The sequence below is a fragment of the Subtercola endophyticus genome (assembly GCF_021044565.1).
GTDB classification, from domain to species: domain Bacteria; phylum Actinomycetota; class Actinomycetes; order Actinomycetales; family Microbacteriaceae; genus Subtercola; species Subtercola endophyticus.
The window spans coordinates 2,280,226-2,300,751 of sequence record NZ_CP087997.1; the positions used below are offsets into that span (position 1 = coordinate 2,280,226).

Consider the following 20,526-nt stretch of genomic DNA (forward strand, 5'->3'; position numbering starts at 1 on the left):
TCATGACCACCGAAGACCTCACTCCCGTCATCATCTCGGGTGCACGCACGCCCTTCACCAAGATCAACGGCCAGTTGGCGTCGCTGACGGGCCCCCAGCTCGGCGCCCACGCCATCAAAGCCGCTCTCGCCTCCGGCGGCGTGCCCGCCGACGCGGTCGAAGCGGTCATCATGGGGCAGGTCATCCAGGCCGGTGCGGGCCAGGGCCCGGCCCGGCAGGCCAGCATCGGCGCCGGAATCAGCTACGACGTGCCCACGGTCACCATCAACAAGCTCTGCCTCTCAGGTCTCACCGCCGTCATCGACGCCGCGCGGCTGATCCGCACCGGTGAGGCACGCGTGGTGGTCGCCGGCGGTCAGGAGTCGATGACGAACGCGCCGCACCTGCTGCTGAAGTCGCGCAGTGCGCACCCGTACGGCAACCAGGTGCTCGAGGATTCGCTCAACTACGACGGGCTGGTCGATCCGTTCGAGAAGAAGATCATGGGTGAGGCGACGGATGACGGCAACGAGCTGCGGGGCATCCGTCGCGCCGAGCAAGACGCGTTCTCTGCCGCGTCGCACCAGCGTGCGGCAAGCTCCCGCACTGCCGGCCTCTTCACCGACCAGATCGCGCCGATCAGCGTTCCGCAGCGTCGTGGCGAGCCGGTCGTGGTGAGCGAAGACGACGGCATTCGCCCCGACACGACGGTCGACACGCTCGGCAAACTCAAGCCTGCCTTCCGGCCGCAGGGAACGATCACGGCCGGCAGTGCATCGCAGTTGACCGACGGCGCCGCCGCTCTGGTCATCGCGAGCAAGGGCTGGGCCCTCGAGAACGGCTACGAGTGGATCGCCGAGATCGGTGCCGCCGGCCAGGTCGCCGGCCCCGACGGGTCGCTGCATTCGCAGCCCGCGAACGCCATCAAGGCCGCTCTCGCTCGTGAAGGCGCTGAGGTCGCCGACCTCGACGTGATCGAGATCAACGAGGCCTTCGCTTCTGTCGTGTTGCAGTCAGCGGTCGATCTGGGCATCGACCCGGCTTCGGCGAACGTCGATGGCGGAGCCATCGCGCTCGGACACCCGGTCGGGGCATCCGGTGCCCGCCTGGCACTGCAGCTGGCCTACGCGCTGAAGCGCCGTGGCGGCGGCACCGGTGTCGCGGCCCTGTGCGGCGGCGGCGGGCAGGGCGAGGCACTCATTCTGCACGTCGCATAAGGGCAACGGGGCGGGGCCCGAACTGGGCCTCGTCGTCGGGTGCGATCTTGCCGTGGGCCTCATTCCTGCGTTCCACAACGACGAGGCGGCCAGCTGTACTGATGGTGCGTTGAAGTCCGGCACGATGCCGTAACGCGCTACCCCGCAGGCGGTGGCTGGCGGAGCGCCGTTATGCACCCCTTCAGCAGCGCGCCGAGATCGGACTGCTGCCGAGCATCCAGTGCCGAGGTCATCTGCTTCTCGACCGCACGCACCGCCGAGCTGGCCGCCTTCAACCGCTGCTCGCCCGCCGGGGTGAGTTCGGTCGGAAGGATGCGGCCCGCTTGCGGCTGCTGCGCCCTCGAGATGAATCCGCTGCGCTCCATCGACTGCAGCAGAACATTCATCGACTGCCGCGAGACGAAGGCGCCTCGCGCCAAGGCGGAGTTCGACATGCCCGGCCGCTGTGACAGCAACTCGAGGCACGAGTACTCGGTGATGGTCATGCCGAGCGGGCGCAACACCGCATCCATCGACGCGTGCAGCGCGCTGGAAGCCTGCTTGAGGAGATAACCGAGGGAGGTATCGAGTTCGACTTGACTCATGTCAGTATTCTGACATACATTAAGGCATGTCAGCTAATTGACATACGAAGGAGACCCCACCCATGCCCGTCACCGGACCCGACTTCATCTCACTGCAGGTGCGCAACATCGACGCTTCTGCTGCGTTCTACGAGACCTACCTCGGCCTCCATCGCGCCGCCGGCCCTCCGCACGCGGTGGTCTTCGACACCACGCCCGTCGCGTTCGCCCTGCGCAACGTGGTTGACGGCGTCGACCTCGACACGATCATCCAGCCCGGCCTCGGCATTGCGCTCTGGCTGCACGCGACCGACGTGCAAGAGATTCACGACGCCCTCGTGGCGAAAGGCACGACCATCACCGCGGCACCGATCGACGGACCGTTCGGCCGAACATTCACGTTCGCCGACCCCGACGGCTATCAGGTCACCCTGCACGACCGCGCTTAGGCGCCGTCGGCGCCCTCGAACCGTGGCACTCGCCTGCGCGGCCAGAGGGGTGAACAATAGATGAGGTGCAGCAGAGCATCGACCACGTGACAACTCACGCCGGCACGAAGGTGGCGTTCTCTTCGTGGGGGTCGGGCCGCCCGATCGTCTATGTCACAGGCTGGCTCAGTCACCTCGAGCTGAGCTGGCAGTTGCGTCAGGAGCGGGCGTTCTACGAGAGCCTCGCGCGCGATGTGCGGCTGGTTCGCTACGACCGGGCCGGGTGCGGGCTGTCTGCTCCGCTCACACAGCCGCCGTCGCTCGCCCTCGAACTCGAGCAACTCAGCGCCGTGGTCGGCACGCTCGGTGAAGATCCCTTCGACCTGGTCGGCACGTCGATGGGTGCGGTGGTAGCCGCCGCGTGGGCGGCCGAGCATCCGCAGCGCGTTCGGCGACTGGTGCTCTACGGCGGCTGGGTGCGCGGCGCCGACGTTGCAGAGCCCGGTGCGCAGCAGAACATTCTCGGGCTCATCCAGTCACACTGGGGACTCGGCTCCGACGTGCTCACCGACCTCTTCGCGCCCGACGCCGACGCCGCGACCAGGCTCGAGTTCGGGCGTTACCAGCGCGCCAGTTCGACCGCCGAAACCGCTCGGGCGCTGCTCGCGCTGAGCTATTCGCTCGACATCGGCGAGCAGCTCGCGCAGGTACGGGCTCCGACTCTGGTCGTGCGCCGAGAGCGTGACCGAGCCGCGCCCGTTGCGCAGGCGAGGCTCCTTGCCGCCGGAATACCCGGTGCTGAGCTCGTCGTGCTGCCGGGCCGCTCGCACCTGCCCTACATCGGCGACAGCCACGCACTCGTCACGGCGATGCGACGCTTTCTCGGCCTGCGCGTGCCGCGGCGCGGCGCCACAGACTTGACCCCCCGGCAGCGCGAGGTGGCCGCATTGGTGAGCGACGGATGCACGAACAAAACCATCGCGAGTCGACTCGGTATCACCGAACGCTCTGCCGAGGGTCACGTCGAGCGCATCCGGCAACGGCTCGGGGTGGGGTCACGAGCGCAGATCGCCGCCTGGTACGCGGGCGAGAAGTTGAGGTAGTTTCCCGCCTGACGGGCATCTGGAAGCGGCGCAGAGTGGAGACATCACCACTGAGACTCACTGAGGAAAACAATGATCGACGCCACGCCCACGTCCGCTCCGACCGCCTTCGAGCTGCACCGCGGCCGAGGACCGTTCAACGCCGCCTTCTTCCGCGTGATGGGCCCGTACCTGCAACGCACCCTCCGCCCCCGCAAGCAGCGCGTCTTCGCCGACCTGCCCGCACGCGTCGTCGAGATCGGGCCGGGCGTCGGCGCCAACCTGCCGTACCTGCCGCCCGGCGGCACGCTCGTCGCCCTCGAGCCGAACCGCCACATGCACTCCCCGCTGCGCTCGGCGGCGCACCGTCACGGTGTTCGGCTCGAACTGCACGAGAGCATGGCCGAGCGCAGCGGCCTGCCCGATCACAGCGTCGACGCCGTGATCTCTTCGCTCGTTCTCTGCTCGGTCGACGAGCCCGCCGAAGTGCTCGCCGAGATCCGGCGCATTCTTCGCCCCGGCGCGACATTCCGCTTCGTCGAGCATGTCGAAGCCGGTCACGGCACGTTCACTCGGGCAGCGCAACGTGCACTTCGGCGTCCGTGGGCGTGGGTCTTCGAGGGATGCTCGTGCGAACGTGATCTCGAGCAGAGCATCCGCGCCGCCGGATTCGAAACCGTGGACATCGAGCGCTACCGGGTGCACAGCCCGTTTCTGCCGTTCAACACCCACATCGCGGGAATCGCCAGGGCCTGACCGCCGACGGCCCGGCTCATCACAAAGGAGTACTCCCGGCGTCATCCCTGCGGCTGATCTTGTGGCCACCGTGCCGCAACCCAGCGCCCACGAAGACGGCGACGGCTAGAGTGGCGCCTGTGCTGACGTGGTTCGATGAGCATCCGGGAGGTACCGATGCGCTGCTCGGCGCCCTCGCGCTGGTGCTCTTCGGTACCGCCGACTTTGTGCGCGACGGCGCCTCGGCGGCGCTCATCACGGTGATCTTCGCTGTCGCCATCGTCTTCTGGCGCCGGATGCCCGGGCTGGGCCTTGCGATCGCCTGGATCGGCGCCCTCGTGCAGATCGCCACCGTCGACGGCCTGCTCGTCGGCGATCTGCTCATTCTCGGCGTGGTGTTCGCGACAGGATTCAGCCAGAGCAGGCCCGTGCGCTGGGCGGGCGTCTGGTCGAGCATCATCGGCGGCGGTGTGGCCGGCGCGAGGCTCGTTCTCTACGCACCCACCTACGGCGATGGCGAGCTGATTCCCACCGACCCGCTCTATCGCGGGGTCTATTTCGTTGTCATCAGCGGGGTGATCGCGGCGGCGCTCGCCTTGTTCTACACGCTCGGCGTGGTGGTGCGCATCAGACGAGCGACCGCGGCAACCCGTTCCGAACGGGAACGGGAGCGCATCGTCGCCGAGGCGACACTCACCCAAGAACGCGAGCGCGCCCTGCTGAGCCGCGAAATGCACGACCTCGTGGGCCACGCGCTGGCGGTGGTGATCGCTCAGAGCGACGGCGCTCGGTACGCGAAACTCAGCGATCCGAACGCCGAGACCGCGGCTCTCGAGACGATCAACCGCACCGCGCGATCGGCCCTCGATGATGTGCACGAGCTGCTGCTGGTGCTGCGCGAACCCTCGGGCGGCGGCCGAGAAGCCCCCGGCGCGGCAGACCTCGACCTGCTGCTGGCGAGCGTTCGCGAGGCGGGGCTCTCCGTCTCACTCATCGAGTCTTCGACGCGGGTGCCGATGTCTGCGGCGCACGAACTCACCCTCTACCGGGTGCTGCAGGAATCGTTGACCAACGCTATCAAGCACGGCGGCCGCGGCACAAACGTCGAGGTCGCGCTCGACTGGCAGCGCGAGGCGGTGGTCTTTCGGGTGCTGACGACCGAGACCGGCCCGCACAGCACGCCGATCGTCGTGCCGGAGCCGGCCAAGAAGACCCCAGGCCAAGGCCTCATCGGCATGCATGAGCGAATGAGACTGCTCGGCGGCACGGTGTACGCCGGGCCACTACCCGCGGGCGCACCCGGGTTTCTCGTCGAGGGTCGGCTGCCCTTCAACGCACCAGAGAGCGCACGATGACCCTCGAGAACCAGACCGGCACGAGCGAACCGGCGGGCACGGGCATCCGCATCGGGCTCACAGATGATCAGCCGCTGTTCCGGGCCGGAATCGCAATGGTCGTCAACTCCCAACCCGACCTCACCGTGGTGTGGCAGGCCTCCGACGGGGCAGAAGCCGTGGCACGCTGCGCCGCCGAACCCGTCGACGTGGTGCTGATGGATCTCGAGATGCCGCGCATGGGCGGCGTCGAGGCGATCACCCGCGTCATGGCTGCCGACGGGCATCCGCCTCGGTTCATCGTGCTGACCACGTTCGACCTCGACGACAAGACGTTTCAGGCGGTGAACGCGGGCGCGAGCGGATTTCTGCTCAAGACGACCGACCCGGAATTTCTGCTCGCCGCCATCCGAACGGTGCACTCGGGCAGTGCGGTACTCGCGCCCAGCGCGACGGCCAACCTGGTGCGGCGGTTCGCCGGGCACCGCCCCGCGAACCCGGCTGACGACGTGCTGCACGCCTTGACCGCGCGCGAACGTGACCTCTTCGCTGCGGTCGCTGCCGGGCTGAGCAACGCCGAGATCGCCGCCCAATTGCACCTCAGCGATGCAACGGTGAAGACCCACGTCAGCCGCATCCTGAGCAAACTCGAGCTGCGAGACCGTGTGCAACTGGTCATCTTCGCGTACCAGAACGGGCTCAGTTCCTGAGCGATTTCTGGCTTCGACCGTGCTCGCCGGGCGAACGCGCGGGCGCCGAGCGCGCGCGGTCGCTCGGCTCCCGCCAGGTCATCACATGTGTGTACACGAAAGTCGTCCGTTCGCCCGATTCGGTGCGGAAGAGCTCTTCGTAACGTGGTCATGAGCGTGAGACCCGCGCCGCGAAGGAGACGACCATGAGCGACACCGTGAGCGACACCGTCACACCCAGAGCCGCCGCCGAGGCCCGCGGGGTGAGCAAGATCTACGGAACAGGGCACAGCGCCACCACAGCCCTCGACAACGTCGACCTGCAGATCGGCGCAGGCAGTCTCACCGCGATCATGGGCCCGAGCGGCTCGGGCAAGTCGACCCTCATGCACGTATTCGCGGGTCTCGACAACGCCACGCACGGCACCGTCATCATCGGCGACACCGACATCACGCACCTCGACGACAACGCGCTCACCCTTCTGCGTCGACGACAGCTCGGCTTCGTCTTTCAGGCCTTCAACCTCGTGCCCACCCTCTCGGTACTGGGCAACGTGACCCTGCCCTTCGAGCTCGACGGCCGCAAACCTTCCACCGCAGAACTCGCCTGGGTGCGCGAGCTGCTCGGTCGGCTCGGGCTCGGGATGCTCGAAACCCGCCGCCCGCATGAACTCTCTGGTGGCCAGCAGCAGCGGGTCGCGATCGCTCGTGCTCTGGCGATGCGGCCCCAACTGATTTTCGCCGACGAGCCCACCGGCAACCTCGACTCCCGGTCGAGTCGCGAGGTGCTGACGCTGCTGCGCGATCTGACCCGCGAATACGCGCAGACGGTAGTACTGGTGACTCACGACCCCGTCGCCGCATCGCACGCCGACCGAGTGATCTTCATCGCCGACGGAGCCATCGCCCGCGACGTGGTCGGCACCAGCGACGCGAAGGCTCTCTCTGACATCATTCTGAGCCTCGAGGTCGCCGCATGATTGCACTGGCCTTTCGCGAGCTGTGGCACGGCGGCAAACAGCACGTCTCGAGCATCCTCGTCGCCCTGCTGTCGTCGGTGTTCGCGACCATGCTCATCGAGATGGACACGGTTCTTCGGGTGCAGTCGATCGGCGGCAAGTTCATTCAGCACGGTTACGTGCGCGCGCTGCTCGACGTGCTCGACATTCTGTTCTTCTTCGTCGCCGTGTTCGTCGCGTGCATTGTGACGGCCAACACGTTCGGCATCATCATGGCGGGTCGCTCAAAACACATCGCTCTGCTGCGCCTCCTCGGCGCCTCGGCCAAGACGCTTCGCGGCGCGATCGCCATCGAGGGCGCGGTGGTCGGCCTCGTCGGGTCGATCATCGGTCTCGTGCTCGGCCTGGTCGTGACGCAGATCGCGTACGGCGGCCTCGTCTCGTCGGGCACCTTTGTGAACACACCCATCTCGACGATCACCCCGCTGCTGATCGCGCCGATCGTGGTGGGTGTCGTCAGCACGACCGGAGCCGCCTGGTTCGGCTCGCGCAAGATTCTGAGCGTCTCGCCCATCGAGGCCACCGGGCACACGCACGAGCCGAAGGTCGCGACCGTCGCCGAGATGCCCAAGCGGCTGCGCACCCTCGTCATCATCGCCTTCGCCGGCGGAATCGTGCTGCTCGTCGCCGGAGTCGCTATCGGGCTGAAGTCGCCCCTCGGGCTGCTCGTCGCGGCTCCGGGCGGGGCTCTCAGCTTCGTGGGGTTCGTGCTCGGCGCCACCTACTTCATCCCGGGTCTGCTGAAGGCCGCCGGTCGAGCCACCGGCGCCTCCACACCGAGCGTGCTCGCGAGCGCTAACGCCCTGCGCTACCCCGCCCGCTCGGCTCGCTCGACCATCGGGCTCATCATCGGCGTCACCCTGGTGACCATGTTCACGGTGGCCGGGCAATCGTTTCTGGCCGAGACCGGCCCGGTGGCGGCGGGCGCCGACGCGGCCGATGCCGCGGGAGATCAGGCCTTCCTACAACTGACGATGGGCATCCTCGCCGTGCTGATCGGGTTCTCGCTCGTCATCGCCGCGATCGGGCTCGTCAACAGCCTCTCGCTGAGCGTGCTGCAGCGCCGCCGCGAGATCGGGCTGTTACGCGCACTCGGCTTCACGAAGGGGCAGGTTCGTACGATGATCTTGGCCGAGAGCATCCAGCTCACTCTCGTCGGGGGTGTGACCGGGCTCATTCTCGGAATCGTCTACGGCTGGGCCGGCGTGCTCGCCGCCATCGCCTCCGACCACCACATCGGCGGATTCTTCGCCCCCACGATTCCCGCCTGGATCATCATCTCCATCGCGGTCGGTGCCATCGTGCTCGCGATCGTGTCGTCGGCCATTCCGGCCCGATCAGCCGTGCGCATCTCGCCCGTGCGGGCTCTGGCGATCGAGTGAACATTCTCAATCCGACCGCGTTGCTCGAGGGCGCGGGGCCGTGGGTGATGGTCGTCGTCATGGTGATCGTCTTCATCGAGACCGGCCTGCTGTTTCCTTTTCTGCCCGGCGACACGCTCGTCTTCACCGCGGCACTGCTCTCGGTGCCGCTCGGCTTGCCGCTCTGGGTGCTCGTGCTGGGTACCGCGGTCGCCGCGATTCTCGGCGACCAGACCGGATACCATATCGGCAAGCGCTTCGGCCCGCGGCTATTCAAACCGGATGCTCGCATCTTCAAGACGCGTTATCTGAACGAAGCCGACGCCTTCTTCACGAAATACGGCGGACGGTCTCTCGTGCTCGCCCGGTTCGTACCGATCGTGCGCACCTACGTACCGCCCGTCGTCGGCATGTCGAAACTGCCGTTTCGCACCTTTCTCGCCTGGAACACGATCGGCGGCCTTGCCTGGGCGCTCATCTTGACCCTCGCCGGGTACTTTCTCGGCGGCATCCCCCTCGTTGCGAACAACGTCGAGATCATCGCCGTGATCATCGCCGTCGTCTCGATCGGCCCGGTGGTCGTCTCGTTCGTCCGCAACCAGCGCAAGAGTCGCCAGGCGGCGCACGAGGCAGAACAGGAGAAGGCAGAACAGGAGAAGGCCTAGGCTCGAGTCGATGGGGTGGATGAACGTGCCGGGCGGCCCCGGGTGGCTCGGTGCGCTGGGTGGGCTCGACTGGCTGGGTGGGCTCGGTGGGCTGCTCGGTGGGCTCGACTGGCTGGGTGCGCTGGGTGGCCTCGTTCCCACCATCGTCGCGGTTGTGCTGCTCGCGGCGATCACGGTCACCGTACTGCGCCTTTCGAGCGTGCCACGATCCACCTCGCCGTTCTGGGCGATTCTGCGTGGATCACTGCAACTCGCGGCGCTCAGCCTGATTCTGAGCGGCATCATCAGCAATCCGTGGTGGGTCGCGCTCGGCCTCGTGGTGATGTTCGTGGCCGCGGTCTACACCGCATCCCGTCGGATCCGCGCTTCCTGGGCACAGACGATGGCGGTCGGCACCGCCATGCTCACCGGCAACGCCGTGGTACTCGTCATCGTCTTCACGACCGGCGCCATCGAATTCTCGCCCCGTAACGCACTGGCCATCGGCGGAATCGTCATCGGCAATACCATGAGCATCGCGACGCTCACCGGCCGGAGCTTTCACGCCTCTGTTCGCGACCACTGGGAGGAGGTCGAAGGCTGGCTCGCGCTGGGCGCCCGGCCCATCGAATCGACCCGTGAGATCGCCCGCACAGCGATCTACTCGGCGCTCGTGCCGTCGATCGACCAGACCAAGACCACCGGCATCGTCGTGCTGCCCGGCGCCTTCGTCGGTGCGATCTTCGGCGGCGCCTCGCCCCTGGAGGCGGGGCGGTTTCAGATCGTGGTGCTCGCGGGCATCCTCGCTGCCGGGGCGCTCACCGCGATCATCCTGTTGCGATTGATCGGCGCCGTCGCCCTCAAACCCGACGCCGAAGTCTTCACGCGCCGCGGCCGCCGGCCTCTCGCGTCTCGGGGCTAGGCTGGCGGGCACGACAGGCACGGCAATCACGGAGACACCCATGAGCGAAACGACGAGCGAACAGACGAACGAACAGGCGCGACTGGCCGACGAGGGCGAGGCCCGCCTCGGCTGGATCCGGTCGCGTATGCACCTGCTGCGCGAAGTGCGCGAGCGCTTCGAGCAGACACGGCCGTTCGAGGGCAAGACCATCGGAGTCGGCCTGCACACCGAGCCGAAGACGGCGGTTCTCTTCGAAACCCTCGCCGCAGGGGGCGCAACCGTCGTAGGCACGGGCAATCACGGCTCGACCCAAGACGACATCGTCGCTGCTCTCGCGACCAAGGGCATCACCATCTACGGCAAACGCTCCGACACCCTCGACGAGCACATCGGCAACCTGAACAGAACCCTCGACGCCCGGCCCGACATTCTGCTCGACAACGGCGCCGACCTGGCCCTTCTCGCAGCCGACCGCGGGCTCACCGGTGCGATCGTCGGCGGCACAGAAGAGACCACCTCGGGCGGGCTGCGGCTTCGCGACGAGGGCCGCGGCCGCATCCCTTTTCCCGTACTCGTGATCAACGACAGCCCGCTCAAAGCCATCGCCGAGAACAGGCATGCCGTGGGGCAGAGCACCGTCGAGAGCTTCATGCGCATCACGAACCTGCAGATTCCCGGGCGACGGTTCGTCGTCGTCGGGTACGGCTGGTGCGGCCGAGGCGTGACGCAGTACCTGCGCTCCCTCGGCGGCAAGGTGGCGGTCGTCGACTCCGACGAACTGAAGGCCTTCGAAGCGCTCTACGACGGTTACCGCGTGGGCACCATCGAAGACCTCGCACCCTGGGCCGAAGTCGTGATCACAGCGACCGGGCACCCGAACGTTCTGCAGCCGCACGTGTTCGAGACGCTCGCCGACGGTGCCGTCATCGGCAACGTGGGTCATTTTCCGTGGGAGATCGACGTGCCCGCGCTCAAGCAGCTCGCCACGAAGGTGACTCCCGTCGCCACCGCGCTCGAGCAGATCGACCTGCCCAACGGCCGCCACCTCGTTCTCATCGCCGACGGGCGCATGTTCAACCTCGCCGGAACCCAGCCGAAAGGCAACTCCATCGAGTCGATGGATCTCGGCTTCATGCTGCAGGCCCTTTCGCTTGAGCGAGTGGCGTTGCGTGCCGGTGAGCTCGAGCCTGGCGCTCAGCCGATTCCCGACGATCTCAACCGGTACATCGCCGGGCGGGTACTGAGCGTTCTCGGCGCCTCGCGGTAAGAGCGCGGGCGCGGCATCCAGTCAGCGCAGCATCCGGTCAGAGCAGCATCCGGTCGGCGCGGCATCCGATCGGCGCGGCATCCTGTCAGCGCACCGCGAAGAAGACGATGCACCCGAGGCCGACGGCGAGACTGTAGATGGCGAAGGGCGTCAGCGTGCGGGTGCGAAAGTAGCGGTCGAGAAAGCCCACAGCGAGCAGCGCACTGACGAACGAGGCGATCGCTCCGGCGAGAACCTGACCCTGGATGCCCTGGCCCATGGGCCCGAACAGATCGGGCAGCTTCAGTACTCCGGCGGCGAGGATGACCGGGGTCGCCAGCAGAAACGAGAACCGTGCCGCCTCGCGGTGGGTGAGCCCCGCGGCCATTCCGCCCACCATCGAGACCCCTGACCGGCTGATGCCGGGCAGCAGCGCAAGAATCTGCGAGGCTCCCACGCCGACAGCTCGCAGAGCGCTGAGGCGGCTGACCGCGACATCCACTTCGGCGTCGGTGTCGTTGTCTACGTCGTCAGCGTCGTTTGCGTTGTTTACGTAGTCTGCGTTGTCGGCGTTGTCTGCGTCGCTTCGGCTCTCGAGCTCTTGTGACCGGCGACGAAACCGCTCACCGAGTAGCAGAACGAACCCGTTGAGAGTCAGAAAGATCGCCGCGATCATCGGCACGCCGAGCACCGTTCTGAACACATGGTCGAGCAGCAGGCCGGCGATCGCCACCGGAATCGTGGCGATGATGAGCAGCCAGGCGAGCCGCTCAGGGCCCGTGCCGATGCGTCGATATCGAATCGACGTGCCCAGCCCGACGATGATGCGCGCCCAGTCTTTGCGAAAGAAAACGATGAGCGCGAACGCCGTAGCGACGTGCAATCCGACAATGAAGGCGAGGTAGGGCGAGTCGGGCGCTGACACGTTCATGTCGGTGGCCCACGAACCACCCACGATCGCGGGAATCAAGATCGAATGCCCCAGACTCGAAATGGGGAACAGCTCCGAGATTCCCTGCACGACACCCATGACAATCGCTTCGAGATAGCTGAGTTGGCTCATGATGCCACGCTACGGATGCCCGGGCGAACCCCGCGTCGCCCGAACGACGGAACGTTCTGTACACACAAGTGATGACGAACATTCTCACCCTTCTGGGCGACGCCCCGCGCGCCGCGGCGGCCTAGCGTTGAAGCATGAACCTCGCATCTCTCCCTGCTGCGGACGCCTCGTGACGCACGACATCGTCGAAGCGGCCGTCAGCGTGACCGCCCTGTGGACCGTGGTCTCGATTCCGGTCGCCGTTCTCGTCGGCCAGATGATTCGCGTTCGCGACCACCGCTGACGTTCGAGGCGGTGGTCGCGGCACGACGGCCTCGCTCTACGACGACGGCGTGGGCGTGGCCGTGTGCGCGGCCGACCCCGACTGCACTCGTGTCTGGATACGCTCGGCAACCTTTTGAACCGTGGCACCGTACCCGCCGCTGAGCGCCGTGGTCTTGACGTTGGCGGCGTCGGTCGCAACGTCTGCGCCCGTGGCGTTCTTCAGCGTGGTGAGGTCAGTCTGCAGGTTGGCTGGAAACTTCGCGAACAGCGTGGGTGAATTCACCAGCGTCGTAGCGATCTTCTGGGCTCGAGTGCCGGCGTCGCTGCTACTGCGAATGTCGTTTTCGAGTTCGCGGCGCAGCGGTCCGGCGCGCAACCCGGCATGAGCGTGTGCCGAAGCGGAAGCCGAGGCGCTCGCGCTCGGCGTCGGTACCGGGCCGCCGGCGAACGCGGCGGTCGCCCCGACAAAGCCGAGTCCGATGACGGCGGCGATGCCGACTGCACTGCCTGCTGCGATGAGGCCTCGACGGTGTCTAGGCCGTGCGGGGGTTGGTGGGGAGGCTGGTTCTGGTGTGAGAGTCACGATTCATCCTTCTGCTTGACGAGGTGGTATCAACCAGAGTGCGCCGCCCACAACAGTGGGCGATTCGGCGCATGTTCGAGCAGTGTAAAGATTTCGGGCATCCGCCGCCCGATTCGGCTGCGCCCAGCCGCACAACGGGGCTCTGCGATTAGATTTCAGCTATGCCCTTCGAGCAAGCACCGCCGCAGCAACGCGGCCTCGTGATGATCGTCGAAGACGACCCGGTGATCGCCGACCTCGAGCGTCTCTACCTTCGACAGGCCGGCTTCGGCGTGCACACCGAAAGCAACGGCGAACGGGCGCTTGCCGAGATCAAACGGCTGGCTCCCGTGGCCATTGTGCTCGACGTCGGCCTGCCCGGAATCGACGGAATCACTCTCTGCCGCCGCCTGCGCGAATCGGGAGATTGGACACCCGTGGTCTTCGTGACCGCCCGCGACGAAGAAATCGACCGCATTCTCGGCCTCGAACTCGGAGCCGACGACTACCTCACGAAGCCGTTCTCGCCGCGCGAACTGGTGACGAGATTGCGCGGAATACTGCGGCGCACCGCAGGCGTGGCCGAGAGGCGGCCGATCGAGATCGGCGCGATCAGCATCGATCTCGATGAACGAACGGTACGGGCATCCGGAGTCGCCACCGACCTAACCGCCACCGAATTCGACCTGCTCGCCTACCTCTGTCAGAACCCCGGCCGGGTCTTCACGCGCGACCAACTGCTCTCGGCCGTGTGGGGCCAGACCAGATACAGCACGGCCCGCTACAGCGGGGCTCGCACCGTCGATGTTCACGTCGCCCAGCTGCGCAGCAAACTCGGCGCGGCCAGCCCGATTCTCACCTACCGTGGCGTCGGATACTCCGCGGCGGCACCGCGAGGGCGGCAGTGACGACGTCGGCGGAGGCTGCGGCGGCGGCGGCTGCGGCGCAGCCGGCAGGGCAGTCTGCAGCGCTGCCAGCAGCGCAGCCGGCACGGCAGCCGGCACTGCATCCGATCAAACGCTGGCTCGCGTCTCTCTCGGGTCGAATCACCGTGGTGACGACGGCCGTCGCCGTGCTCGCCGTGCTCGTCACCGCCGCCGTCGCCGTGCCGCTCATCCGCGCGTCGGCGGTCGACCAGGCCCGCACCACACTCGCCCAGGCGGCCGACAGCTTCGCCGCCACCCCGGTGGCCTCGCTAGCACTCGCGCAACGGCAACAGCGCCTGATCGGCCCCAGCGGTACAGAAGTCGTCGAGATCGCCGCAGACGGAACGACGACCGGAGACGGCGCGAAGTACATCAGCAACGCCCTCGCTAGCCGCGCGCTCTCCGGTCAGCCCGTCTCTGACACCGTCACCGTCGGTGCCACCCGGGTTCTGGTCGAGGCGCGGCCGACCAAGTCGGGCGGAGCCGTGCTGCTCGCACGTTCGCTCGACACGGTCTATGCGGCGACCGGGCAGGTGATCTGGCGGCTCGCCATCGCGCTGCTCATCGGCCTCGTGCTCGCTGTTCTCATCGGAACGGCACTGGCACGGTGGCTGGCCAGGCCCCTGGTGGCCGCCGCCGCGACGGCACGCCGACTGGCGAATCGCGACAGCCAGGCGCCTGACCTACGCCCGGCTGTTGCGCGCTCGCCAGATCTGCGCTCGCCAGACCGACAATCGCCAGACCCGCGCTCGCCAGGCCTGGGATCGGCCGGGCCGCGCTCGACTGTTCCGCGGTCGTCTGTCACCGAAGTGGCCGACGTCAGCGACTCGCTCGAGCGTCTCGACCAAGCCCTGAAGAGCAGCGAGGCTCGTCAGCGCGAGTTTCTGCTCTCGATCTCGCACGACATCCGCAGCCCGCTGACCGCGCTTCGGGGCTACGGCGAAGCACTCGCCGACGGGCTCATCCAACCTGCCGACGTGGCTGCGGTCGGTACGACGCTCGTGGCTGAGACCGAACGGTTGAACCGCTTCGTCACCGACCTGCTCGAACTCGCGCGCCTCGAGGCAGACGACTTTCGAGTGGATGCCCGCCCCACCGATCTCGGTGAACTCGTCCGCACGGCCGATGCCGCGTGGCGGGCGCGATCGGCACAGGCCGGCCTCGGGCTGCGCCTCGAGCTGCCCCCCGCGTCGCCCCTCACGTCGACCCTCGAGTCGCCCACGGCGTCGGCCCTCACGTCGCCCGGTACTGAGGCCCACATCGTGACCGACCCCCAACGTGTGCGGCAGATCATCGACGGGTTGCTCGACAACGCTGTACGCGCCACCCCCTCCGGCGGCTCGGTCATCATCGCCCTGCGTGTCGCCGAAGCGGTCACGATCGAGGTGCGCGACAGTGGACCCGGCCTGTCGGCCGCCGACCGCGCCGTCGCCTTCGATCGCGGCGTTCTGCGAGACCGGTACGGCGACTCCCGACCGGTCGGAAGCGGCCTCGGCCTCTCTATCGCCTCGCGGCTCGCAGCTCGCCTCGGCGGCCGACTCGATGTCGCTGAAGCGCCCGAAGGTGGTGCCGCGTTCCGCTTGGTGCTTCCGCGGCCCGCTGAGCAGAGGGCGGGCGCAGATGGCGGCCACAGAGGGTGAGCGCACAGGTCTGACGCAGCCGGCAGGCGGCTCAGGCGGGTTGAGGAGTATGACCGGCGAGGAGCTTGGCGAGGAGGTCACGCAGCTGCCGCTGCTCGTCATCGTCGAGAGCGTGCAGCAGCTCGTGCTGCACGTCGTCGGCGTGTGCTTCGAGCTCGGCGAGATACACAGCGCCGGCTGCGGTGAGGGTGATGATGTTGCGACGCCGATCAGTCGGGTCGGTTTTGCGCACCACCTGGTGGGCCGACGCGAGTCGGTTGATGACGCCATTGACGTCGTTCCTGTCGAGACCGAGTCGTCGACCGAGCTCGGCCTGACTGAGAGCCCCGTACTCGTCGAGGGCAGCGAGGATGGCGAAGTCGGCGCGGCCGTGCAGCGGCATACGGGTCGCGGTCAATCGCGCACCGAGTGTGGAGACTTTGCTCACCTGCCACTGCGCGAGGTCGCGCAGGCGAGTGGGAGGGAGCGGTGCGTCGTCGTCGGGCATAGTGCCAGCGTAATCGTTGGAACCGCCAACAGAAAAGTGTTGTGCTTCCCAACGAATTGTGATTGTGTTGGTCATACCAACGTTGGCGATGCCAATGATCAAGCTGGCCAATGATAAAGCTGAAGGAGTCACCATGAACAACTCATCCGAACATCCGAACCTCTCCGGTCACCGAGTTCTCGTGCCCGGCGGAACAGGAGCGGTCGGTGAAGGCATCGTGCGCCGTTACCTCGCCGCCGGCGCCGACGTGCTGGTGCCGACTCGGAGTCAAGAGCGTTCCGACGAATTCCGAGCGCTGCTCGGCGAGATCGCCACCGAACACCTGCACCTGGTGGTGCACGACTACACGACCTTCGCCGGTGCCCAAGACCTCGCCACGCAGATGGTCGCGCGTCTCGGCGGCATCGACGATGTTGTTGCTCCGATCGGAGGATGGTGGGCCGGCAAACGGCTCTGGGAGATCGACGAGCACGACTGGCAGAGCGCTTTCGTTGCTCTCGCGACCACCCACATGGCCGTCGCCCGAGCCGCCGTGCCGCGTCTGAGCGCCGGCGGTACGTACACCGTCATTCTCGGAGCATCCGCCACCTGGCCCGTGCCCACCAGCGGACTCGTCAGCATGGAGCAAGCCGCCGTGCTGATGATGCACCAGGTGCTCGTCGCCGAGCTCGACGGCGCCAGCCGGGCCTTCGCGCTGGTGCTCGGGCCGGTCAGCACTCGCGCCGTCACGGGTGAATCCGGCTGGGTGACCGCCGACCAGGTCGGGCTGATCGCCGCCGGGCTTTCCGCTGACACGGCCATTACTGGTCAGGCCATTCGGATGACCGAGCCGACCGAAATCGCCGCCGCCCTGACTCTCGTCACGACCGCTGTGCCGGTGTGAACGCCTGACCCCGTGCTGACCCCGATTGGCACAGCGCGGTCGGGGTCAGCACGATAGGGGTCAGCGCGGTCGGGTCGGTGCGATCGGCGTCAGTGAGATCGGCGTCAGTGGCCCGAGAGATGCTCCAGCACCTGGTTATGAGTGCCGCGCGCTTCTGCGTAGCGCAAGAACTTCACGTTCTCGACAAGAATTTCATCGTTGTCGGGCTGCGTTTGCAGAATCGTCATCACCTCCGCGAGAAAATCTTCGAGCGGCATGGCGGTAGCCGATTCTTCTTGCCCCATCAGGGCGGTGCGAACGGCAGGCGGTACGAGCTCGATCACCTGAACGCTGGTGCCGGCCAGTTGAACCCGAAGACTCTGAGTGAATGAATGGATGGCCGCCTTCGTCGCGTTGTACGTGGGAGTGAACGGCAGCGGAACGAACGCAAGCCCCGACGAGACCGTCATGATCGTGGCATCGACCTGACCCGCCAGAAACTCGCTGAATGCGGCGATCAGGCGGATCGGGCCGAGCAGATTCGTGTGCACGGTGTTCTCGGCCGTCGCGAGAAAATCGGCGGTGAGCACGTTCTCGGGCATCATGATTCCGGCCACGGTGATCAGCACGTTCGTCTGCGGAAATCGCGATTTCACCTCCGCAGCGGCAGTCTCGACCGACGCGGCATCGGCCGTGTCGATCACGACGGTCTGGATGCCGTTCAGATCGTGGGGGTGAGACCGGTGAGCTCGACCGTGCGAGCCCAGAGGGTGGATGCGGTGCGCGAATCGAGGCCGGCAGAGGATGCCATGCCGACGGCCGGGTAGCCGCGCATGTGCCCCAGCCCGTCGGGGCCGACGTAAGAGTTGCCCGGAATGTCTTGAGTGGCGGCGAAGAGCGTCGGCAGAGCCCCGTGCTCGGGGTCGTTGAACAGAAACCGCAGAGCGCCCGTGACCTTGCCCGCGGCAGAGTGACTGGCCAGCGAGGTGGAGGCGATGCCCGGGTGAGCGATCATCGACCGAACCGTACTGCCCGACGCGAGCAAGCGTCTCTGCAGCTCGGTCGAGAAGAGCATCAGATCGAGCTTCGAGTCGTTGTAGGCGGCAGATCCTTTATACGGCCGGTTCAGGCCGTTCAGGTCGTCGAGGTGAAGCTTGCCCATGTGGTGCAATTGCGAGCCGACAGAAACGACCCGGTCGGTGATCTTCGGCAGCAGCAGGTTCGTGAGCACAAACGGGCCGAGGTAGTTCGTCGCCAGCTGCAGCTCGTAGCCTTCGGCCGTGCGCGATAGCGGAACATCCATGATGCCCGCATTGTTCACGAGCACGTCGAGGTCACCCGTGAACGTGTCGGCGAACGAGCGCACCGACAACAGGTCGGAGACGTCGAGCTGGCGCACCTCGACGTCACCCGGCATCGACGCAGCGGCCTTGGCGCCCTTGTCGGTGTTGCGAACCGCCAGGATGACCCGGGCACCGGCCCGGGCGAATTCCCTGGCCGCGATGAGCCCGATGCCATCGGAGCCGCCGGTGACCACCACGGTTCGGCCCGTCATGCCGGGCATGTTCACTGCTGTCCATTTCGTCATGTCTTCACTACAACGCAGTCACAATCGGCCAACAAGGACCCGCTTATCCACTGACTGAGAAGTCGTGGCTCACCGACGCTTTACCTGTAAGACTCAGGTCATGAACAGCCCTGAACTGGCCGGCTTTCTGCGCACCCGCAGAGAGGCGCTGCAACCCGAAGACGTGGGCCTGTCGCGTGGACCTCGGCGAAGAGCGAACGGATTGCGGCGCGAAGAAGTCGCCGAGCTCGCGGGAATGTCGACGGATTACTACGCACGCCTCGAGCGCAGCAACGCACCCGAGCCTTCCGAACAGATGATCGCAGCGATCGCCCGCGCCCTTCGTCTCTCCCTGCCCGAGCGTGATCATCTGTTCCAGCTCACCGGCCACACCGCGCCGACCAGGGCGCAGCGCAGCGACCACATCAATCCGGGGCTGATGCGAGTTCTCGACCGACTGCACGACACCCCCGCTCAGGTGATGAACAGCATGGGTGAGACACTCGCGCAGACACCACTGGCCGTAGCTCTGCTCGGCGACCAGACGGGGTTTCGAGGCGATAGGCGAAGCAATGTCTACCGCTGGTTCACCGAGCCGGAAAGCCGCTTCATCTACCCGGAGTCGGATCACGAGCGCCTCGGCCGCGTGTTCGTCGCCCAGCACCGCGCCGTCGTCACACGACACGGATCCGCCTCCCCCGCAGGAGCTCTCGCCCGCCGGCTGGCCGACCAGATCCCCGAGTTCGCGGCCATCTGGGCCGAGCACGAGATCGGGCTCATCCACTCCGATGACAAACGGCTCGATCATCCAGAAGTCGGCGAACTCAGCCTGCACTGCCAGGTGCTTCTCGACCCCGACCAAGAACAGTGCCTGCTGATCTTCACCGCGACGCCCGGCACAGAGAGTTACGAACGGCTTCACCTGCTCAGCGTGATCGGCGCACTGCAACTGAACGAGTCGGCGCTGCTCGACTGAGGGATCAGAAAGCTCGACTGAGGGATCAGAAAGAAGGAGAGCCATGCCCACCGAACGCCACCTGGCGCGTGCATTCTGGACGCTGTTCGAACCGATTCACGCGGTCAGCTATTTCTCACCGCAGTCTCGCCAGGCCTTCGCCGACATCGGGCTGCCTCGGTACTGGGACGGCTATTTCGCCGGTCGGGCGGCACCGCTCGGCGCAGTCGGCGGCGCCGCCGTCGTCGCGATGTTCGGCGGATTCGCTCCCGCGCTCGTTCGTCGCGCCCTGCCCGCGGCCTGGTCGATCGCGTCTCCGGCAGTGGTGCTCGAGGCACGCCTTGCCGGCGCCGAGAACGCCCTTCGTGAGGTCGTTCCCGACGAAGGCGTCGTCGAGCGAGCCGCAGAGGCCCTGGCTGCCGTCGCCGCCCAGGTCGACACCATCGGCCGACCGCTCTCGGCAGCCAATGCCGCACTGCCCGCCGATCCGAACCCGTACCGTTCGCTCTGGCAATCGACCGCCACCCTGCGCGAACACCGCGGCGACGGCCATGTCATCGCCCTCGTCACCGAGCAGATCGCCGGCCTGTCGAGCATCGTTCTGCGCAGCACCATCGACCTCGACGCCCCCACGATTCAGAAGAGCCGCGGCTGGAGCGACGACGAGTGGATGCTCGAACACGACGCCCTCACGGCCCGCGGTCTTATCGCTGCCGACGGCCGCGTCACCGCCGAGGGTGAGGCCGCCGTCGCTCGCGCCGAAGACCTCACGAACCGCCTCGCGACATCACCCTGGGCCGGCCTGGACTCGGACCAACGGTTGTACGTTGCATCCGCTCTCTGGCCCATCTCCGCCGCCTGCCGTCAGCTCATCCCCGAGCCGAACCCCCTTGCGATGCTGCCCTCATGGAACCCGTTCGACGACCCCGAAGCCGAACTCGTACCCGAGGCGCCCGTCAGCGGTTGACTTCGTCTTGTGGCTGACCTCGTCGCGCCTTT

At 66.9% G+C, this 20,526-nt stretch carries 22 protein-coding genes; 16 read left to right on the forward strand and 6 right to left on the reverse strand.

What is annotated here, in order from left to right; genetic code table 11:
- The first annotated feature begins 2 nt into the window (after positions 1-2).
- Positions 3-1,196 carry an acetyl-CoA C-acetyltransferase gene (locus tag LQ955_RS10670; RefSeq protein WP_231024525.1) on the forward strand — a complete coding sequence of 398 codons (1,194 nt, stop codon included), beginning with the start codon at positions 3-5 and terminating at the stop codon, positions 1,194-1,196.
- 137 nt (positions 1,197-1,333) lie between these two features.
- Here LQ955_RS10670 and LQ955_RS10675 read toward each other — a convergent pair whose 3' ends face one another.
- Entirely contained in the window at positions 1,334-1,780 is a 447-nt protein-coding gene (locus LQ955_RS10675; protein ID WP_231024526.1) for a MarR family winged helix-turn-helix transcriptional regulator, read from the reverse strand.
- Positions 1,781-1,842: 62 nt separating this feature from the next.
- Between LQ955_RS10675 and LQ955_RS10680 the strand changes: the two genes are divergently transcribed.
- The 10 genes from LQ955_RS10680 (at position 1,843) to LQ955_RS10725 (ending at position 11,222) form a co-directional block, all read left to right on the forward strand.
- Positions 1,843-2,208 (forward strand): VOC family protein, encoded by a 366-nt coding sequence (locus tag LQ955_RS10680; RefSeq protein ID WP_231024527.1) that lies wholly within the window; start codon positions 1,843-1,845, stop codon positions 2,206-2,208.
- 86 nt (positions 2,209-2,294) lie between these two features.
- A complete protein-coding gene (locus tag LQ955_RS10685) occupies positions 2,295-3,290 on the forward strand; it encodes an alpha/beta fold hydrolase (protein WP_231024528.1) in 996 nt (331 codons plus the stop codon).
- A gap of 72 nt (positions 3,291-3,362) precedes the next feature.
- Entirely contained in the window at positions 3,363-4,025 is a 663-nt protein-coding gene (locus tag LQ955_RS10690; protein ID WP_231024529.1) for a class I SAM-dependent methyltransferase, read from the forward strand.
- Positions 4,026-4,144: 119 nt separating this feature from the next.
- Positions 4,145-5,359, forward strand: a complete 1,215-nt coding sequence (locus LQ955_RS10695; RefSeq protein WP_231024530.1) for a histidine kinase — start codon at positions 4,145-4,147, stop codon at positions 5,357-5,359.
- Entirely contained in the window at positions 5,356-6,048 is a 693-nt protein-coding gene (locus LQ955_RS10700) for a response regulator (protein ID WP_231024531.1), read from the forward strand. The genes LQ955_RS10695 and LQ955_RS10700 overlap by 4 nt, the downstream gene beginning before the upstream one ends.
- Before the next feature lie 185 nt (positions 6,049-6,233).
- Positions 6,234-7,007, forward strand: coding sequence for an ABC transporter ATP-binding protein (locus tag LQ955_RS10705; RefSeq protein ID WP_231024532.1), 774 nt, complete (start codon positions 6,234-6,236; stop codon positions 7,005-7,007).
- Positions 7,004-8,428, forward strand: a complete 1,425-nt coding sequence (locus LQ955_RS10710) for an ABC transporter permease (RefSeq protein WP_231024533.1) — start codon at positions 7,004-7,006, stop codon at positions 8,426-8,428. Before LQ955_RS10705 ends, LQ955_RS10710 begins: the two co-directional genes overlap by 4 nt.
- Positions 8,425-9,072 carry a VTT domain-containing protein gene (locus tag LQ955_RS10715; protein ID WP_231024534.1) on the forward strand — a complete coding sequence of 216 codons (648 nt, stop codon included), beginning with the start codon at positions 8,425-8,427 and terminating at the stop codon, positions 9,070-9,072. The genes LQ955_RS10710 and LQ955_RS10715 overlap by 4 nt, the downstream gene beginning before the upstream one ends.
- A 10-nt stretch (positions 9,073-9,082) precedes the next feature.
- Positions 9,083-9,973 (forward strand): ABC transporter permease, encoded by an 891-nt coding sequence (locus tag LQ955_RS10720; protein WP_231024535.1) that lies wholly within the window; start codon positions 9,083-9,085, stop codon positions 9,971-9,973.
- 40 nt (positions 9,974-10,013) lie between these two features.
- A complete protein-coding gene (locus LQ955_RS10725; protein WP_231024536.1) occupies positions 10,014-11,222 on the forward strand; it encodes an adenosylhomocysteinase in 1,209 nt (402 codons plus the stop codon).
- 85 nt (positions 11,223-11,307) lie between these two features.
- Here the strand turns inward: LQ955_RS10725 and LQ955_RS10730 are convergent, their stop codons facing one another.
- Together LQ955_RS10730 and LQ955_RS10735 are read right to left on the reverse strand one after the other, a co-directional pair.
- Complete coding sequence (locus LQ955_RS10730) at positions 11,308-12,264, reverse strand: undecaprenyl-diphosphate phosphatase (RefSeq protein ID WP_231024537.1); 957 nt, start codon at positions 12,262-12,264, stop codon at positions 11,308-11,310.
- 319 nt (positions 12,265-12,583) lie between these two features.
- A complete protein-coding gene (locus LQ955_RS10735) occupies positions 12,584-13,111 on the reverse strand; it encodes a hypothetical protein (protein WP_231024538.1) in 528 nt (175 codons plus the stop codon).
- A gap of 161 nt (positions 13,112-13,272) precedes the next feature.
- Here LQ955_RS10735 and LQ955_RS10740 point away from each other — a divergent pair, with 161 nt between their 5' ends.
- Together LQ955_RS10740 and LQ955_RS10745 are read left to right on the forward strand one after the other, a co-directional pair.
- Positions 13,273-13,998 (forward strand): response regulator transcription factor, encoded by a 726-nt coding sequence (locus tag LQ955_RS10740; protein ID WP_231024539.1) that lies wholly within the window; start codon positions 13,273-13,275, stop codon positions 13,996-13,998.
- Entirely contained in the window at positions 13,995-15,656 is a 1,662-nt protein-coding gene (locus LQ955_RS10745) for a sensor histidine kinase (protein ID WP_231024540.1), read from the forward strand. Before LQ955_RS10740 ends, LQ955_RS10745 begins: the two co-directional genes overlap by 4 nt.
- Positions 15,657-15,687: 31 nt before the next feature.
- Here LQ955_RS10745 and LQ955_RS10750 read toward each other — a convergent pair whose 3' ends face one another.
- Positions 15,688-16,143: a MarR family winged helix-turn-helix transcriptional regulator gene (locus LQ955_RS10750; RefSeq protein ID WP_231024541.1), complete on the reverse strand. Its 456-nt coding sequence runs from the start codon at positions 16,141-16,143 to the stop codon at positions 15,688-15,690.
- Between the two features lie 133 nt (positions 16,144-16,276).
- Between LQ955_RS10750 and LQ955_RS10755 the strand changes: the two genes are divergently transcribed.
- Positions 16,277-17,026, forward strand: coding sequence for an SDR family oxidoreductase (locus LQ955_RS10755; protein ID WP_231024542.1), 750 nt, complete (start codon positions 16,277-16,279; stop codon positions 17,024-17,026).
- A gap of 104 nt (positions 17,027-17,130) precedes the next feature.
- Here LQ955_RS10755 and LQ955_RS10760 read toward each other — a convergent pair whose 3' ends face one another.
- Both LQ955_RS10760 and LQ955_RS10765 read right to left on the reverse strand, forming a co-directional pair.
- Entirely contained in the window at positions 17,131-17,709 is a 579-nt protein-coding gene (locus LQ955_RS10760) for an SDR family oxidoreductase (RefSeq protein WP_231024543.1), read from the reverse strand.
- 17 nt (positions 17,710-17,726) lie between these two features.
- Positions 17,727-18,593 (reverse strand): SDR family NAD(P)-dependent oxidoreductase, encoded by an 867-nt coding sequence (locus tag LQ955_RS10765; RefSeq protein ID WP_231024544.1) that lies wholly within the window; start codon positions 18,591-18,593, stop codon positions 17,727-17,729.
- Between the two features lie 100 nt (positions 18,594-18,693).
- Here LQ955_RS10765 and LQ955_RS10770 point away from each other — a divergent pair, with 100 nt between their 5' ends.
- Both LQ955_RS10770 and LQ955_RS10775 read left to right on the forward strand, forming a co-directional pair.
- Positions 18,694-19,548, forward strand: coding sequence for a helix-turn-helix transcriptional regulator (locus LQ955_RS10770; RefSeq protein WP_231024545.1), 855 nt, complete (start codon positions 18,694-18,696; stop codon positions 19,546-19,548).
- A 43-nt stretch (positions 19,549-19,591) separates the two neighbouring features.
- Entirely contained in the window at positions 19,592-20,494 is a 903-nt protein-coding gene (locus LQ955_RS10775; protein WP_231024546.1) for an SCO6745 family protein, read from the forward strand.
- Positions 20,495-20,526 lie beyond the last annotated feature (32 nt).

Coding starts and splice junctions, on each gene's coding strand:
- LQ955_RS10700 (WP_231024531.1), top strand. CDS start 5,356: ATGACCCTCGAGAACCAGACCGGCACGAGCGAACCGGCGGGCACGGGC.
- LQ955_RS10765 (WP_231024544.1), bottom strand. CDS start 18,593: ATGACGAAATGGACAGCAGTGAACATGCCCGGCATGACGGGCCGAACC.
- LQ955_RS10710 (WP_231024533.1), top strand. CDS start 7,004: ATGATTGCACTGGCCTTTCGCGAGCTGTGGCACGGCGGCAAACAGCAC.
- LQ955_RS10730 (WP_231024537.1), bottom strand. CDS start 12,264: ATGAGCCAACTCAGCTATCTCGAAGCGATTGTCATGGGTGTCGTGCAG.
- LQ955_RS10680 (WP_231024527.1), top strand. CDS start 1,843: ATGCCCGTCACCGGACCCGACTTCATCTCACTGCAGGTGCGCAACATC.
- LQ955_RS10770 (WP_231024545.1), top strand. CDS start 18,694: ATGAACAGCCCTGAACTGGCCGGCTTTCTGCGCACCCGCAGAGAGGCG.
- LQ955_RS10750 (WP_231024541.1), bottom strand. CDS start 16,143: ATGCCCGACGACGACGCACCGCTCCCTCCCACTCGCCTGCGCGACCTC.
- LQ955_RS10705 (WP_231024532.1), top strand. CDS start 6,234: ATGAGCGACACCGTGAGCGACACCGTCACACCCAGAGCCGCCGCCGAG.
- LQ955_RS10740 (WP_231024539.1), top strand. CDS start 13,273: ATGCCCTTCGAGCAAGCACCGCCGCAGCAACGCGGCCTCGTGATGATC.
- LQ955_RS10690 (WP_231024529.1), top strand. CDS start 3,363: ATGATCGACGCCACGCCCACGTCCGCTCCGACCGCCTTCGAGCTGCAC.
- LQ955_RS10775 (WP_231024546.1), top strand. CDS start 19,592: ATGCCCACCGAACGCCACCTGGCGCGTGCATTCTGGACGCTGTTCGAA.
- LQ955_RS10670 (WP_231024525.1), top strand. CDS start 3: ATGACCACCGAAGACCTCACTCCCGTCATCATCTCGGGTGCACGCACG.
- LQ955_RS10725 (WP_231024536.1), top strand. CDS start 10,014: ATGAGCGAAACGACGAGCGAACAGACGAACGAACAGGCGCGACTGGCC.
- LQ955_RS10755 (WP_231024542.1), top strand. CDS start 16,277: ATGAACAACTCATCCGAACATCCGAACCTCTCCGGTCACCGAGTTCTC.
- LQ955_RS10675 (WP_231024526.1), bottom strand. CDS start 1,780: ATGAGTCAAGTCGAACTCGATACCTCCCTCGGTTATCTCCTCAAGCAG.
- LQ955_RS10720 (WP_231024535.1), top strand. CDS start 9,083: ATGGGGTGGATGAACGTGCCGGGCGGCCCCGGGTGGCTCGGTGCGCTG.